Raw genomic sequence first — 16,583 nt, forward strand, 5'->3', positions numbered from 1 at the left:
AAGTTAAAAGGCTGAATTCTTGTATCAAGATGGTTTCGCTAATGATTTTAAGTCTCAGGGAAAGCCAAATTAAATTGTTGTGCAGCAGAGGCTAGGCAGAAAATGCGATTACGCTGACCCAGCGTAGAAGCAACAGCAACCTATCAGTGTTTGATGTAGGGCATTGAGACAGACACTTCCCCGGATGATGTAGTTTGGTCTATCGTTAGCTTAATCAGCCAATTCTAGCAGAAATCTAGACTCGACTAAACCTATTGGAAGGTTATTATCACTGAGGATGGGTCGAATCACAAGGTTAAAACTACATTCACATCGCTGGCCTATAGTTCCTTTGGAACCTCTTCTGACAATTCGGTAATCTAGAGTTTAGCTGCAACCACAACTTGAATTAGAATAGCTCTACTTGCACATGTAAATGTAGAAGCATGTGTTGCCATAGAGCAACATGTATAGTCATTAAAAGCCGCTGGCAGAGGGAAACAATTTGTCTAAAACAAAAGAGCTGATTAAAGTCCAGCAAGAAAAACTTCCTGGTAGTCAGATCAGTCTGGAAATAGAAATTTCTCCTGAGCGATCGCGTCAGGCCTATGAGCAAGTGATTACGAAATTTATGCGGTCGGCTCATATCCCTGGCTTTCGGAAAGGCAAGGTGCCTCGCCCCGTCATCCTTCAGCGTTTTGGCACGGATCAGATCAAAGCTTCTGCCCTAGAAGACTTAGTGCAAAAAACCTTTGAGGCAGCGGTCAAACAGGAAGAGATTGAAGCGCTAGGCAACGTCCAGTTCCAGTCATCTTTTGATGACTTGGCAGCCCAGTTCGAACCTGGTCAGCCCATTACTTTCACGATCAGCGTTGATGTGCCCCCTGAAGTCCACCTCAAACGGTATCAGGACTTCAAAGTAACGGCTGAAGAAGTGGAATATGATGCCGCGAAGGTCGATGAAGTGCTAGAAGAGCACCGGTCTGCGAATGCCACCCTGGTCCCGGTTGAGGATCGCGCGGCGGTTGTCGGGGATGTCACCCTTGTCGATTTTGAGAGTCGCTTTTTACCCGCTGAGGAAGCATCTGCCGCTGAAGAGACGGATGAACCAGAGGGAGAGTCCGTCAAGGATTTTCAGTTGGAATTGGTCAAAGGGAAATTTATCGATGATTTAATTGATGGCATCGTGGGAATGCACATCGACGAAACGAAGGACATTTCTGTCGCCTTCCCCGAAGAGTATTTTCAAGATGAATTGGCAGGCCGATCGGCCGTATTCACGGTGCATCTCACGGAGATCAAAGCCAAAGAACTGCCTCCACTAGATGATGATTTTGCGCAAGATGTGAGTGAGTTCTCTACGTTGGCAGAGCTTCGCCAGTTTTTAGAAGAACAATACCAGCAAGAAGCCAAAGACAGCACCAATACCAATGTTGAAGCGGCACTGATGGAGGTCTTAATCGAAGAGTTGGAGGTTGATTTACCCGAAACCATGATTGATGACGAACTCAACATCATGATCCGGGAAACCCTCAGCCGTCTTCAGTCCAATGGCTTAGACATTAATAAATTGGTGACCAAAGAGATGCTTTCGGAGATGAAGGAACGCATGCGACCGGATGCGATCCCCCGCCTGAAACGGACCTTGGCTTTGGCAGAAGTTGCTAAAGCTGAATCCATTGAGGTGGAAGCCGACGCCATTGATCACCGCTGCAAAGAAATTTTGCAAGATGTGCAGGGGCAAGATATTGATCGCGATCGCCTGGCGGCAGTGGTTGAGGATGAATTGTTGCAAAAACAAGTGATGGCATGGCTCACGGAGCACTCCACCGTTGAGTTAGGTCCGCCTCAATCAGAATCAGATACAGCCGAACCTGAGCAGCCTGCGGAAGACAAAAAGCCAGCAGCCAAGGCCAAAAAAACGACTAAAAAGACCAGTGCTAAGGCCCAAAAGGCAGAGTCAGCCGAACCTAAAGCCGAAGTGAAGACTGAGGCCTCTGAAGCAAAGGCAAAAACCACTAAGTCAAAAGCCAAGAAATCTGAGGAGGAGCCGGATAAGCCACCAGCAAAAACGTCTAAAGCAAAGACAACAAAGAAAACAACGGCCAAATCCAAAAAAACAACGGCTAAGCCCAAGGCAGAAGATAACGAATCGGATGCTGAGTAGAATCAGTGTTCAATGTTTTTTGACTAGATTCTGGCAATTAGACCCGCCTTTCCCAAAGGAGTTAAGGCATAATGAAACTACTGTGTCATTTGCATTGCATCAAAACGGAGTATTTGATCTTGATGCACAGTCCTAATCACTGGTACTACAAGTTTTGAGGCTTATGCGCTTTTCTCACACTTCTGATGATTTCTATGCTGGCTTTCCTGGTGAGCAAACGCCAACCTATATGCCACCTCGCGGTATTGTGCCGATGGTTGTCGAGCAATCTGGACGAGGGGAACGAGCCTTCGATATTTACTCCCGGTTATTGCGGGAACGCATCGTTTTTTTAGGGGGAGGCGGATCTGCCAGTGGCGGTGGTATCGATGATGCCGTTGCGGATGCGATTGTGGCACAACTGTTGTTTCTTGAATCAGAAAACCCTGAACAGGATATTTACCTTTACATTAATTCACCTGGCGGTTCGATCACGGCAGGAATGGCTATTTACGATACCATTCAGCATATTCGCCCCGATGTTTGTACCATTTGTTTTGGTTTAGCAGCTAGTATGGGTGCGTTCCTTTTATGTGCAGGTACTGCAGGCAAACGAATGGCATTGCCAAATGCGCGAATTATGATCCATCAGCCTTTGGGCGGTGCTCAAGGTCAAGCTGTAGATATTGAAATTCGAGCTAAAGAAATTTTGTACCTCAAGAACAATCTTAATCATCTTATGGCAGGCCATACAGGTCAGCCGTTTGAGCGGATTGAAGCAGACACAGAGAGAGATTTCTTTATGTCCGCAGAAGAGGCCCAAAAATATGGTTTGATTGATCAAGTCCTCACTAGACAAAATCTTCCCAACCACTCTGAAGCCGTCAGTGAAGTCCACTAAGAGAAAGCCATGTCTAAATATGACTCCCATCTCAAATGTTCATTTTGTGGTAAGTCTCAAGAACAGGTTCGTAAGTTAATCGCTGGGCCGGGGGTCTATATCTGCGACGAATGTGTTGATTTATGCAACGAAATTTTGGATGAAGAGCTGTTTGACGCCACCAGTAGTATGCCTGCGGCAAGTCGAGCACCTGTAGCCGAGCGCAAGCGCACGCCATCCACCCCGTTGTCACTCAACCAAATCCCCAAGCCACGAGATATTAAGGCGTATTTAGATGAGCATGTGATCGGGCAAGACGAAGCTAAAAAAGTCTTGTCCGTTGCTGTATATAACCATTACAAGAGACTCAGCATTAGCCAAACATCAGCAGAATCAGTGGCTGAACCAGATGATGCGATCGAATTACAAAAATCCAACATTCTCTTGATTGGCCCAACTGGGTGTGGCAAGACGCTCTTGGCGCAAACTTTAGCGCAAATGCTAGATGTGCCGTTTGCAGTTGCAGATGCCACGACCTTGACCGAAGCGGGTTATGTCGGCGAGGACGTTGAGAATATTCTTTTGCGTCTGCTGCAGGTCGCTGATTTAGATGTGGAGGAAGCCCAAAGAGGTATCATCTATATCGATGAAATTGATAAGGTGGCTCGTAAGAGCGAAAACCCTTCGATTACGAGAGATGTCTCGGGTGAAGGGGTGCAGCAAGCCTTACTCAAGATGTTGGAAGGAACAGTCGCCAATGTGCCGCCTCAAGGGGGGCGAAAGCATCCGTACCAAGACTGTATTCAGATTGATACCACCAATATCCTATTCATCTGTGGTGGGGCATTCGTAGGTCTCGATAAAATTATTGAGCAGCGGACCGGCAAAAAAGCCATGGGATTCATCCAAGATGGTGAACTCCGAGCCAAAGAACAGCGAACTGCCGATATGCTGAGAGATTTGGAGGCTGAAGACTTAGTCAAGTTTGGGATGATTCCTGAATTTACCGGTCGGATCCCGGTGATGTCTGTGATTGATGCTCTGGATGAAGATGTACTGTGTCAGATTCTGACGGAGCCACGCAATGCCTTGGTAAAGCAATATCAAAAGCTATTGCGGATGGATCGGGTAGAGCTGGAGTTCCAGCCCGATGCAATTTGTGCCATCGCTCAGGAAGCCTATCGACGGAGAACGGGAGCCCGAGCTCTACGGGCTATCGTGGAAGAGATTATGCTGGATGTGATGTATGAGCTGCCGTCCCAGTCTCGTAAAGAGCTGACCCAGTGCTTAATTACCCGCTCAATGGTGGAACAGCGGTCGACGGCTGAGTTATTGGTGCATCCGTCCGCCATTTCGACCCCAGAATCTGCATAAGTCTGTTTTATTCAGTTCAACTCCATGCCCAAGGTCCAAATTCGCGGTCATGATCACTACTACGAATGGGTGACTCGGGAACCTCGTCAATCGGGATCTAACAAGCCGGTCATGGTATTTCTGCATGGCTGGGGAGGGTCGGGACGCTATTGGCAACCTGTGGCGCAATCCTTGTCCACAGACTTTGATTGCTTGCTTTATGATCTGCGCGGTTTTGGGCAATCCCAAGACTCAATTCGGGCCTCGAAAGCGGTAGAGGCCTACACCCTTCAATCTTATGTGGAAGATTTAGCTGCCCTATTGGACGCTTTGGAGATTTCGCAAGTGTTTCTCCAAGCTCATTCCATGGGATCGACGATTGGTGCCTTATTTCTCAATCAGTATCCTCAGCGGGTTCAGCAAGCCATCCTCGCCTGTAGTGGCTTATTTGAGTACGATGAGCAGGAATTCCGTCAATTTCATCAGGTAGGAGAGTGGGTCGTACGGTTACGACCGCGCTGGCTCGCCCAAGTACCCTTGTTAGATCGTCTGTTTATGGCTCGTTTCCTACATCGTCCGATTGCGGCTGACCAACGTCGAGGGTTTGTCTCGGATTATGTAAGTGCTGATGCTGTGGCTGCTTTAGGGACTCTTCTCTCTGCAGTGAGTGAGTCTGTCGCGACGGCAATGGCTGAAGAATTTGCTCGGCTTCAAATCTCAACATTAATTGTGTCTGGAGACAAAGACCAGATTGTTCCGGCTGATTCAGGGGAGGAGGCCGCCGCCTTAAACCCCAATATTGACTATGTACGGATGGACCAGACAGGACATTTTCCCATGCTGGAAGATACCTCGACTTATCTTCAGCATATTCATCGCTTTCTGACTCCGGTGCTTTGTTGAGATGGTAGAGTGTGCCTCCAATGTCCAGATTCAACCCCTGGGGACGGATCTCGTTCACCGGATTGCGGCTGGAGAAGTCATTGATTCCTTAGGTGCTGTGGTGCGAGAGCTACTGGATAATGCGTTAGATGCTGGGGCGGATCGGATCAGTATTTCCCTCTGGCCTCAAGATTGGCGGGTTCAGGTGGTGGATAATGGCCATGGCTTGACTGCGGCAGATTTAGCGCAAGCAGCAACCCCTCACACCACCAGCAAACTGCAGCGGGAAGAAGATTTGTGGGATATCCATACACTGGGCTTTCGGGGAGAAGCCCTCCATAGTTTGGCCCAAATGGGACGGCTAGAGATTTGCAGCCGCCCTCTGGGAGCAGCCCAAGGCTGTCGGGTGCAGTACGATCACCAAGGTCATGGAGTGGGGCAAGAAACGGTTGCGATCGCAACCGGTACCGTGGTCACCGTTTCTGAGCTATTCCACGACTGGCCCACTCGCAAGCAGGCCCTTCCCAATCCAGCCCGACAAATGCGAGGCGTGCAAACGATTATTCATAACCATGCCCTATGTCACCCTCAGGTGACCTGGCAAGTTCAGCAAAATAATCGCCCGTGGTTTAGTATTGCCCCTGCCGAAGTCGCTCAGGATATCCTGCCCCAGCTGTTGGCAACCCTACAACCCGGTGATTTATGTCATCACCGCTTTTCGATTCCCGATCTGCCCGGTGATAACAGTGTAGAAGTTATCCTCGGCCTCCCCGATCGCTGCCATCGCCATCGTCCCGATTGGGTGAAGGTGGCCGTCAATGGTCGCTGTGTCCAAGTCAGCGGTGAAGATGCGGGTCAGTCCCATCCTGTAGAGCAGACGATTCTAGCTGCGTTTCGCCAAACCTTGCCTCGGCATCGCCACCCCCTTTGCTTTATTCATCTCCATGCCGATCCCCAGCATGTGGACTGGCATCGGCATCCCGCCAAAACAGAGATTTATCTACGGCACTTGGAGCAGTGGCGACCCGCCATTACCACCGCCATTCAAGAAGCCCTGCAAATTCCGTCAGAGGTCAGGGATACGGGCCATACCCAAAAAATCCGCCAGTTGATGAAAGTAGCGGAAGCCAAAGGCGTCTACCATCTCCAGCAGCCTTCGTTGCTATCGCCCCAGTCCGACACCCGTGACTCCAGCTTTACTGTTCTGCAAGCGATTGCCCAACTGCATCGGACCTATATTGTGGCGGAGCATCCCTCAGGGGTCTGGCTGGTGGAACAGCATATTGCCCATGAGCGGGTTTTGTATGAACAGCTTGGCCAAAACTGGCAGTTTGTGCCTTTGACTCCGCCGCTAATGCTGCGGGACTTATCGGAACGACAGGTGGAGCAACTCATAGATATTGGCATTGATATTGCTGAGTTTGGCCATCAGCTCTGGGCGATTCGTTCAGCTCCGCAACGGTTAGCAGAACGTTCCGATTGCGAAGCAGCACTGATTGAACTCAGCCAGTGTGAGAGTATTGAAGCAGCCTTAGCCGCCACGGCCTGTCGAAGTGCCATTCGCAATGGCATGGCCCTCAATCTACTAGAGATGCAAAATTTGCTAGATCAATGGCAGCAAACCCGCCATCCCCGTACCTGCCCCCATGGACGACCGATTTATTTATCGATGGAAGAAGCAGACTTATCCCGGTTTTTCCGGCGGCATTGGGTGATTGGTAAAAGTCACGGAATTTAAGCTTCGATGGTGCAAGTGAGTAAACAAGGATTAATTTTAGGATTAGGGCCTTTGGCCTTTGCGATCGCATTTGGCGTGACCTACCTATCAGATCGGGATGTTCGGCGGTCCTCCGTGACAGGATTGGCTGCGCTCTCCGCGACCTATGCCACCGGACTGATCGCCACCGAGGATCGCCGTCGCCAAATCGCCCATGCTCGGGCCGTTCCTCAAACCCATGTATTGCCGCCAGAATCGGTGATTCAATCGGCCCCCAGTGAGGTCGCTGTTTTTTGGGATTACGAAAATGTCAAGATTGCAGCTCAAGGGATTCAGGCTCCCCTCGCCGAATCTCTGGTGGACTATTCCCAATCCCAAGGCCATCCCCGTCTGAAAATTGTCTACTCCAACTGGCGACGCGAAAAAGAATCTTTAGTGCAGGCTCTTTACAGCTTAGGCTTTGAGCCGATTCATGTATCCACAGGGAAAGAAAATGCGGTGGATGTTAAATTAACCGTCGATTGTCTCAATACGGCGTACCAATATCCCGATGTCGGGCATTTTATTATTGTCACGGGCGATCGCGATTTTGTCCCCTTGGTGAATGCCCTCAAAACCCTAGAAAAGCGGGTCACCCTGATTGGACGCGCGGAAGTGGCGAGTAACCAGCTATTGCTGAGTGCTGACGAATTTATCGACCTAGAAAAGCTAGATACCAGCGATTCTGAGGAGACGGCTCCCACCAAACGCCTGAGTCAAACCATTAGCTATGAGGATGCCGTTGCCTGTTTATTGGCTGCGATTAATCTGGCACGAGATCAAGGCAAAAGTACCCGTTTTGGTGCGATCGATCGACTGATGCGGGCCAATGTCAAATACACCTATGGTGGGGTAGCGTCCATTACCCGGCCTGATGCAGCGCCGTTCACTAACTTCAGTGCCTTCGTTGATGCGGCGGCCAAAGCGGGCCAAGTACAAATAAAAACCTTAGCAGGCTTTAAAGAGCTGTTTCTGCCGGATGAAGATCCAGAAGCGGAATCTGAGTTTAGCTCTCAGGATTCTGGCCCCCTGACCCGTGAACAGTGGCAAATTATTCTCGATCAGGTACAAAAGGCCTTTACAGACACCGAGCCGGAGCATAATTCCTACGGTCGATTTATGTCGTTATTCTTTTATGTTCGATTAGCCAAAAAAGATGGTCGGCTGCCCCACAGTAACGAACGGCTGAAGCAATCTCTGAGTCGTTTGGTCGATGAAGGGATTTTAATGGAACAAGCGAACCGTAGTTTTCGCATGGCAGAGAATAGGGAGGATAAGATTGAGGCTTGGCTCGATCAATTAGTACAAACGGAAGGGAGCGCTTAAGGCCCAAGAGCCGCCTGATGAGAGCTATTAGGTATAGGTGAGCGAACAGGGTAAAGCAATCCCATATCCCTGGACATAATCAATTCCCATACTCTGCAGTTTCTTTCTCGTCGATAGATCACCCACCGACTCGGCAATCGTTTGTAAGCCCATGACATGACCAATATGGTTAATGGACTCTACGATCGCTTGAGTGGCCGGGTCATTATTCATATCTTCAATAAAATGGCCATCGATTTTTAAATAATCCACGGGTAGCGTTTTTAAATAGGCAAAAGACGATAAGCCGCTGCCAAAATCATCCAGGGCAAATTTACAGCCTAACTGTTTGAGGTCATGAATAAACGTAATGGCCTGATTGAGGTTGGAAATAGCCGCCGTTTCCGTAATCTCAAAACAAATTTGGGGGGCAGCATGGGGATAGCGCTGAAACTGCTCTTGTAAAAACTGCAAAAATTGCTCATCCCCAATACTGGCACCCGAAAGGTTAATCATATAGGGTAGAGGCTGATCCGCCCCAGTTGGAGCGATTTGGGGAGGACTAAAGTGATCGACTAAAAACTGACTAATCACCCAGCGATCAATTTCAGGCATCAGATTGTAGCGTTCGGCAGCTGGAATAAAGGCGGCGGCTTTGACCACTTGATCTTGCTCATCCACCATGCGCAGTAGCACCTCACAACATTGGCGGATGTCTGACTGATCGGGATTGGCGGGGACAATCGCTTGACCATAGAGTCGGAACCGATTTTCTTCTAGGGCTTGCTTAATTCGCCGACTCCAGCGCTGGGTGCCGCGCTGTTGAACGAGTTCTAAATCATCTAATTGATAGACGTGAACACGATTACGGCCTCGGGCTTTGGCTGCATAGCAGGCTGAATCAGCAGCGCTAATCAGGCTAGACAGATTATGACTGTCATAATGAATGGCCACTAGGCCAATGCTAAGGCCAATGCTAAAGGTCTGTTGATTCCAGCTAAATCGGAAGGTTTGTAAGCGCTGCCGGAGCTGTTCTGCAATCACCTGAGCCCGATCCATGGAGCATTGGTGCAGCAGCAATCCAAATTCATCGCCACCTAATCGAGCAATAACGTCGGTGCTGCGGATCGTCTGCTTAAACAGTTCTGCCACTTGTTGGAGGAGTTCATCTCCAGCGGCATGGCCACAGGTATCATTAACAATTTTGAACTGATCCAGATCGAGGTAGCAGAGCACATGCTGGAGCTGATCGCGATGGGCCGAGCGCAGAGCCTTTTGCAGCATCTGCTCAAATTGATAGCGATTGACTAATCCAGTTAATGAATCATGGCTGGCCTGCCAGGTCATTTGTTGAGAGAGCTGACGAGAGTGACTGACATCTCGAAACACCAGGACGATACCGAGAATATGGGCATTGCGATCGCGAATCGGTGCGGCCGAATGATCGACGGCATATTCAGCACCATCCCGCGCCAGCAATAGCGCTTGATGTTCTGAAATCGCAATTTCTCCCGTCGTCAGAACTGAATTAATCAGTTGAACCTCGGGATGACGAGTCGTTTCATGAACGACGTTAAAGACATCATGAACAGGGTGATCTTTGGCAGCCAAACAGGACCATCCCGTGAGTTTTTCGGCAACTGCATTGAGGTGGCGGATCTTCCCCTGAGCATCAGTCGTGATCACCGCATCCCCAATCGATTGCAAGGTGACTTGGGCCAGTTCTTTCTCTTGGAACAACTCCTGTTCCATATACTTGCGATCCGTAATATCATGAGCCACCCAGATCACCGACGTCGCCGAAAGGGGGGTAATACTGGCAAAATACCAAGTGGGCAGAGTATCCGATGGCAATTGATACTCGAACGTCACGGTTTCTTGATGATGTAGCGCTTGGTGAATATGGTCATGAAAGGCTTGTGCCTGCTCATTATCGAGCAATAAAACCTCTGCTGTCTGATTAATCGTCTCGACCATGTCAGGAGAGACTAAAGAGGGTGGGATGGCATTGATTTGTTCCGTCTGACTATCAAAGACAAAGACAATATCCGTCATGCCGTCAAAGACCGCTCGAATTTGGGCTTCGCTGGAGCGAACCTTATCCTCTAAAATCTTGCGCTCTGTAATATCCACACAGGAGCCGATATAGCCAATAAACTCACCATTGGGTAAAAAGCGTGGAGTGCCGATATCGATCAGCCATCGATACACGCCATCATGCCGCCGGAGTCGATATTCCATACAAAAAGGTTCACGGGCATCAAAGGCGGCAGCACAGATATCTAGGGCCTGTTGACGATCCTCAGGATGGATCCCTTCTGTCCACCCCTTGCCCAGTTCATGGGTCATCGTCTGTCCCGTAAACTCCAACCATTGTTGATTGAAAAACGTACATTTTTTGTCTAGCCCTGACATCCACAATAAGACTGGGGCGCAGTCTGCCATCTGCTGAAATCGTTGCTCACTTTCCCGCAGGGCAGTTTCGGCCTGAACCCGCTCGCTCACATCCCGCTGCACCATAAGAATATAGGGATCTCGGCTAGCCGGATCCGTCACAATGGTGCAAGAGCAATCAACCACCAAAAATGAGCCATCTTTACGGATCAATTCCATCCTTTGCCGATGACTGCCCTGAGCAATCAACTGCGCTAAATAGGTATCACAGTCTGCGTGATCCGTATTGCGAAAGTAGGTTGTGATTGAGCTTCCGAGTAGCTCAGACGAGGTATAGCCGGACTGCACTATCGTCGCTTGATTGACTCGGCGAATCACCCCTTGCAGATTAATCACAAACAAGGCATCTGGGGCAGCATTAAACAGCATCCGAAACTGTTGTTCACTGGCTCGGAAAGCGGATATACCCATCGCAACTCTAGCTTCTAGCTCTTGGTTAAGCTGGTGGCGTTCTAGCTCTGCTTGTTTGCGATCGCTAATATCTTGCAAGATAACAATGAAATAATCGGGGGCTCCGGTCGATGTGGTTGCTAAGGATAGGGTCAGGTCTAGCCAGACGGTATGCCCCTGAGGATGCTGATATTGATGCTCAGTCTGCAGAGAGTCACTTTCTCTAGACTGGAGTGCTGTTCGCCAGTTACCTGCTCCATCATTAATTTGGAGCACGTTATCCATATGGCATTGGCAAACCTGCTCCTTGCCCACAATCTCGCAAAGCCGTTGATTCGCCAACAGGATCTGTCCCTGCAGATCCACATGGGCAATGCCAACCACAGCTTGCTCAAACATGGCGCGAAACCGTTCTTGGCAAGAATATAACGTCGCCGCATCAGCTTCGACTTGCTTTTCAAGATTGAGCTTTTGATGTTGTAGAGAACGAATGCGTTGATCTTGCAGCTGTTCCACCTGCTGATGCAGAATTTCGGCAGTATGATGCGCTTCTGGAACATTGAGAGTATCGAGGATGCTCGCTTGCGTGAGCATACCAGCTAAGCCGCCCTGTTGTTCCATTACCACTAAGCGGCGAACCTGCATTCGCTGCATCATTTGATGGGCAATCCACAGAGTATCGTCTAAGTTTAGGCACATCAACGGCTGACTCATCACCGCCTCTGCCAGGGTCGTGCGTAGATTGAGATTCAAAGCCTGAAATTGAACGATATCCCGCTCAGTGACAATCCCCACGGGGGGCATTCTGCCAGATTGTGAATGGGCTTGGACAATCACCACACAACTCATTTGGTGTATAACCATCTGTTGGGCAAGGTGCTGAATTGTCGCGGTAGGCAGTGCAGTCACAACAGTAGGCGTCATCACTTCACTCACATGACGAAGCTTGAGCAGCATCGTCGGTTCTAATACTTTGCGAATGCTCTCAGTGGTAATGACCCCCACCACATCACCTGTGGGAGTTGTAATCGGTAAATGGCGAATACCTCGGGATTGAAGGATAGACAGCGGCGTCAGCACATCTTCCAAGTCTGATTCATAAAGGGTCAATGGCATGGGGTCCATCACCTCAGCCACGCTGACCTGGCTAAAATCTGCCTCGGTGGCGCTGAGTCGGACGATATCTCGCTCAGTCAACAGGCCCATTAACTGCCGTTGTTTTTGGACTAAGACATAGCTAGAACACTGGAGAGCATCGACCGTTGCTTCGTCTTCTTGACCACGACTCATCAATAAGACAGCGTCCTTAAGACTCGCTTGGGGAGAGACAACCAAAGGGTGGTGATCCATGCTGGCGTGCAAGGTGGTCGGGTTCAATAGAGGTTGGTGTACTTGGGTGCTAGGTTGGCTCGTCATTGATAGCGTTCCTCAGCAGGGGAAATCCAGTCAGGTAAACGAAGAAATCGATTTTGGCATAAAATGCCCCCCTAGGTTGCCCTAAATCCACTTTACTCTCACAATTCCTTACAAATAAAATAACTGAAGCCTGAACGGCCATGCTCTAAGGTCCACAATAGGCAATCGTCACGCCTGTCCCCCCATCGGCCTGTTCTGCGAATTCATATCGAGACACCAAAGGATGTTGTTTGAGAAAGGCCTGGACACCTTTGCGCAATTTGCCCGTGCCATGGCCATGAATAATCCAGAGAGGCCCTTGGGTTTTTGCGATCGCATCTTCAATAACCACCTCAGCATCGGCCACTCTAGACCCTCTGATATCTAGGGTGTTTTTGGAGGTGCGAACCACGGGTGCAGAATTTTTAGGTGGATTGTCTTTAGGTGCAACTTCAGTTTTCTGGGGCGGTGGTGCTACCTTTTCTCCCGTTAAGGATTCCACCTCAGTGGGTTTGATGGTCATTTTCATCATCCCAAACTGGACCACCAGCTCGTTAGTGGGCGTAATCTTAATCACATCGGCTTTTTGGCCAATACTAGGAATCCGGACGCGATCGCCCACCTGGGGTTGGAAGCCTGGGGGCGGTGGCGCTTTGCGTTGAGTGCGAGAGGGGAGCCGTTGGTTAGCAATTTTCTCTAGGCGCTGGGTGGCTTCCTGGGCAGCAGGGGCAGATTTAGGCTGTTGTTGGAGGTCGCGAATCACTTGTGCGATCGCTTGTTTGGCTCGGCGAATTTCTTCTTGAATCGCTTTCTCCTGCTGCTGCCGCAGTTTTTGCTCTCGCACTTTGAGGTCGGAGGCTTTCTTTGCCACTTGCTCATGGAGCTGCTCTGTACTTTGCAGCAGCTTGGCGGCGGCTTGAGCCTTAGTTTCCTGCTGGCGACGTTCTGTTTCTAACCCGGCAATCACCTGATTAACATCATCGGTTTCGCCGTCTATCTGGGCTTGGGCTTGGGCAATTACCTGCTCGTTGAGACCCAAGCGCTGGGCAATAATCAAGGCATTGGAGCGCCCCGGAATCCCCCAAAGCAACCGATAGGTGGGCTGCAAGGTGGCATCATCAAATTCCACCGAGGCATTTTCAAAGCGGTCGTCCGTGTACTTGAGGGCCTTGAGTTCGCCAAAGTGGGTAGTCGCAATCGTGAGCTGGGCCTGATCGGCTAAGTATCGCAGTAGGGCAATGGCCAAGGCGCTCCCTTCCAGCGGATCGGTGCCAGCGCCGACTTCATCCAGCAACACCAGGGACTGGTCCGTCAGGGCGGCAATAATTTCTTGAATTCGGCGAATATGACCAGAGAAGGTGGATAAACTTTGCTGTAGAGACTGTTCATCGCCAATATCAGCCAACACTTGATCAAACCAAGGCAGTTCCACCGGTTCTTGGGCCGGGACAAATAGCCCTACTTTAGCCATTAGAGTTGCTAATCCTAGGGTCTTCAAGGTAACGGTTTTGCCCCCAGTATTGGGACCCGTAATTGCCACGACGCGGATATGGGGGTGGATAGTCACATCAATCGCCACCACTTCGGGACCCTGCTCGTGCTGCTGCTGCCAGACCAACAACGGATGGCGTAAACGCCGCAATATCAGTGTTTCTGCCGCACGATCCACAAACCGAGGATGGTTGGCCTCGAGCCAATAGCTATATCGGGCTCGGGCAGTGGCGAGATCCACTGCCGTCACAATTTGGAGCAGGGCTTCTAAGTCGTCATGCACCTCTGCCACTTTTTCCGTAAGGGCTTGGCGAATGGCTTCAGCTTCCGCTTGTTCCTGGCGGGTAAGCTGGCGCAGCCGATTATTCAGTTCTACCGTAGCTTTCGGCTCAATATAGAGGGTGGCCCCGCTGGTAGAAGCATCATGGACAATACCGGGAACGGCATCTTTTTGGGGGGCTTTAACGGGCACCACAAATCGATCGCTGCGTTGAGTAATGAGCCGCTCTTGTAAGGCCGCGCCCTTGCGCTGCAAAATCCGCTGCAAAATGGTTTGGACGTCATTGCGGACCTGCCGCTGCCGTTCGCGAATACCCATCAGTTTATCGCTAGCGCGGTCGGCGACTTCTCCTTGCTCATCAATACAGTGGCGGATTTCTTGCTCTAATTCAGGGTAGGTGCGCAGGTCGGCCACCAGCTGATTAAGACGGGTTAATTCGGGATAACGGTTGATGATTCGACGCAGGTTACGGGTCCCCGCTAGGGTCGTGGCCACTTGCAGCAGTTCTTCGCCGCTGAGAATGCCTTGACGTTGCGATCGCACCAATGCTGCTCGAATATCATGAATCCCTTCAAAAGTCAGTGCAGTCAAAAGCTGAGTTTCTAGGTCATAAACCTCTTGGGTTTGCTGCAATAGGGTTTCACTGGCCTCAACCGTATCAGGAATCGGCAGCTCAATTGCTGCAGCCACCCCTAACTTGGTTGCCGCAAAGGTGGACAGATGCTGGCATAATCGCTCCCACTCCAGCAGTTCTAGGGTTTTTTCAACAATCACAATGTCTTAATGCAAACCGATTCTCCACTTCTGTCATCGTAACAAGCAACTTCTAAGGTGAGGGAGGCTGGCAGCGAGAAGTGAATGGCCAAGGTTTAAATTTCTATCTGTATAACAAATCTAGTGACTACTACTCAGAATTTTGTCGTATTCACGATGGGGACCAATCCAAAACCATACGTAAGCATCATCACGTTTAATTGCTAAGACCCGGTAATCATTGTTGATCCTTGCAGACCACAGTTTACTCACGGGTTTGAATCGTAATGATGGATGTTGTGGATTGCGTCGAAGCAGCCGATACTGTTTACGAGCTTGGCGCTGTAGGTCAGGAGACAGATTGTTATACAGCTTCCAAAAAGTCTTTGTTGCACGATGCTTCAAGGTGGATTGTTTCTCCTGCATCATCTTCCGCGATGACGTCAGCAATCAGCTGATCAAACTTTCCCGCTTCTACATCCGTGCGTAGTTGCCGTTCAAAGTCATCATCGCTCTGTTCCAACCAACCCAAAAGAGCCTCTAGTTTCTCTTGAGGCTGTTGCTGTAATAAATGACTAATCGTTTGCAGCGTTTCTTGACGTGTCATGGCTGAATCCTAGCATAGGCAATCCTGTCTCGGGCAGGTGCCCCTTCAAAGTATAAGAATCTTGCCGAGTTTTTAACCTTCTCCGTTCAAAATATCTGCGAAAGAAGTTTTCTCTATCGCTGACTCACGCTCATGGGGCTGAGCGGGTCTCTTGTAGAGAACTCGATGCAGATTTCTGGGTAGGTATGTCTTTTAATCGGCGAAAGTTTCTCTCTCTAGTCAGTTTGTCTGGCTTGGGGGTTGGCGTCCTGCATCATCAGGCTCAATCCCAGGAGCCAATCCAGGAACGGTTGGATAGCAGAACTCAGATACCGGGTTCACCCCCATCTCACCTGCGATTTGTCGCCGTGGGGGATGTGGGCACAGGAAAACGGTCTCAGTTCAAGGTTGCTCAATCCATGATGGAGTATTGCAAGCAACATCCCTTTTCTCTGGTTTGGCTTGTGGGGGATAACATCTACAACTCAGGAGATATTCACCGAGTTAAGAGCGTATTTGAAAAGCCCTATAACGCTTTGCTTAAAAGTGGTGTGACGTTTCATGCCGTTTTAGGCAATCATGATATTCGATCCAACAAAGGTAAGGATCAGCTTCGCTATCCGGGGTACAACATGCTGGGTCGCTACTATACGTTTGGGGATGACCTGGCTCAATTCTTTGCGCTAGATACCAATCCCGGCCATCATTGGCCTGCCCAACTAGAGTGGCTAGAACAAACGCTATCTCGATCGCAAGCGACCTGGAAAATTGTGTTGGGACACCACAATATCTATTCTTCAGGTTGGCATGGTGCATTTCAGTACTTGGTTGAATCATGGGGACCATTGATGGGCCATGTTCCTAGCCATTCCATGCTTTTAAAGCAGCTTCCTCCGTTGTTTACCCAATATGGTGTGCAGCTTTATATCAATG

General features: G+C 49.8%; 10 protein-coding genes. 7 read left to right on the forward strand and 3 right to left on the reverse strand.

Annotated features, from left to right (window positions below; all coding sequences use genetic code 11):
• The first annotated feature begins 484 nt into the window (after positions 1 to 484).
• From tig to Q0986_RS20725, 6 genes are all read left to right on the forward strand, one after another.
• Positions 485 to 2,146 carry a trigger factor gene (gene tig, locus Q0986_RS20700; protein WP_299415121.1) on the forward strand — a complete coding sequence of 554 codons (1,662 nt, stop codon included), beginning with the start codon at positions 485 to 487 and terminating at the stop codon, positions 2,144 to 2,146.
• Positions 2,147 to 2,375: 229 nt separating this feature from the next.
• Positions 2,376 to 3,026, forward strand: a complete 651-nt coding sequence (gene clpP / locus Q0986_RS20705; RefSeq protein ID WP_299415141.1) for an ATP-dependent Clp endopeptidase proteolytic subunit ClpP — start codon at positions 2,376 to 2,378, stop codon at positions 3,024 to 3,026.
• 9 nt (positions 3,027 to 3,035) lie between these two features.
• A complete protein-coding gene (gene clpX / locus Q0986_RS20710; protein ID WP_299415123.1) occupies positions 3,036 to 4,379 on the forward strand; it encodes an ATP-dependent protease ATP-binding subunit ClpX in 1,344 nt (447 codons plus the stop codon).
• Between the two features lie 24 nt (positions 4,380 to 4,403).
• Positions 4,404 to 5,261: an alpha/beta hydrolase gene (locus Q0986_RS20715; protein ID WP_299415125.1), complete on the forward strand. Its 858-nt coding sequence runs from the start codon at positions 4,404 to 4,406 to the stop codon at positions 5,259 to 5,261.
• A gap of 1 nt (position 5,262) precedes the next feature.
• Positions 5,263 to 6,978 carry a DNA mismatch repair endonuclease MutL gene (gene mutL, locus Q0986_RS20720; RefSeq protein ID WP_299415127.1) on the forward strand — a complete coding sequence of 572 codons (1,716 nt, stop codon included), beginning with the start codon at positions 5,263 to 5,265 and terminating at the stop codon, positions 6,976 to 6,978.
• A gap of 6 nt (positions 6,979 to 6,984) precedes the next feature.
• Positions 6,985 to 8,322 (forward strand): NYN domain-containing protein, encoded by a 1,338-nt coding sequence (locus tag Q0986_RS20725; protein ID WP_299415130.1) that lies wholly within the window; start codon positions 6,985 to 6,987, stop codon positions 8,320 to 8,322.
• Positions 8,323 to 8,349: 27 nt separating this feature from the next.
• On the opposite strand, the gene Q0986_RS20730 is transcribed toward Q0986_RS20725, so the two are convergent.
• The 3 genes from Q0986_RS20730 to Q0986_RS20740 form a co-directional block, all read right to left on the reverse strand.
• On the reverse strand, positions 8,350 to 12,561 hold the full coding sequence (locus tag Q0986_RS20730) for a PAS domain S-box protein (RefSeq protein ID WP_299415132.1): 4,212 nt from the start codon (positions 12,559 to 12,561) through the stop codon (positions 8,350 to 8,352).
• Positions 12,562 to 12,706: 145 nt separating this feature from the next.
• The gene (locus Q0986_RS20735; RefSeq protein WP_299415134.1) at positions 12,707 to 15,085 is read right to left on the reverse strand and encodes an endonuclease MutS2; all 2,379 of its coding nucleotides are present in this window, start codon (positions 15,083 to 15,085) and stop codon (positions 12,707 to 12,709) included.
• A 343-nt stretch (positions 15,086 to 15,428) separates the two neighbouring features.
• Complete coding sequence (locus Q0986_RS20740; RefSeq protein ID WP_299415137.1) at positions 15,429 to 15,671, reverse strand: hypothetical protein; 243 nt, start codon at positions 15,669 to 15,671, stop codon at positions 15,429 to 15,431.
• 185 nt (positions 15,672 to 15,856) lie between these two features.
• Here Q0986_RS20740 and Q0986_RS20745 point away from each other — a divergent pair.
• The coding region (locus Q0986_RS20745) for a metallophosphoesterase (RefSeq protein ID WP_299415139.1) at positions 15,857 to 16,583 on the forward strand (727 nt) is incomplete at its 3' end.

The sequence above is a fragment of the Acaryochloris sp. IP29b_bin.148 genome, assembly GCF_028285565.1.
Classification (GTDB): Bacteria; Cyanobacteriota; Cyanobacteriia; order Thermosynechococcales; family Thermosynechococcaceae; genus Acaryochloris.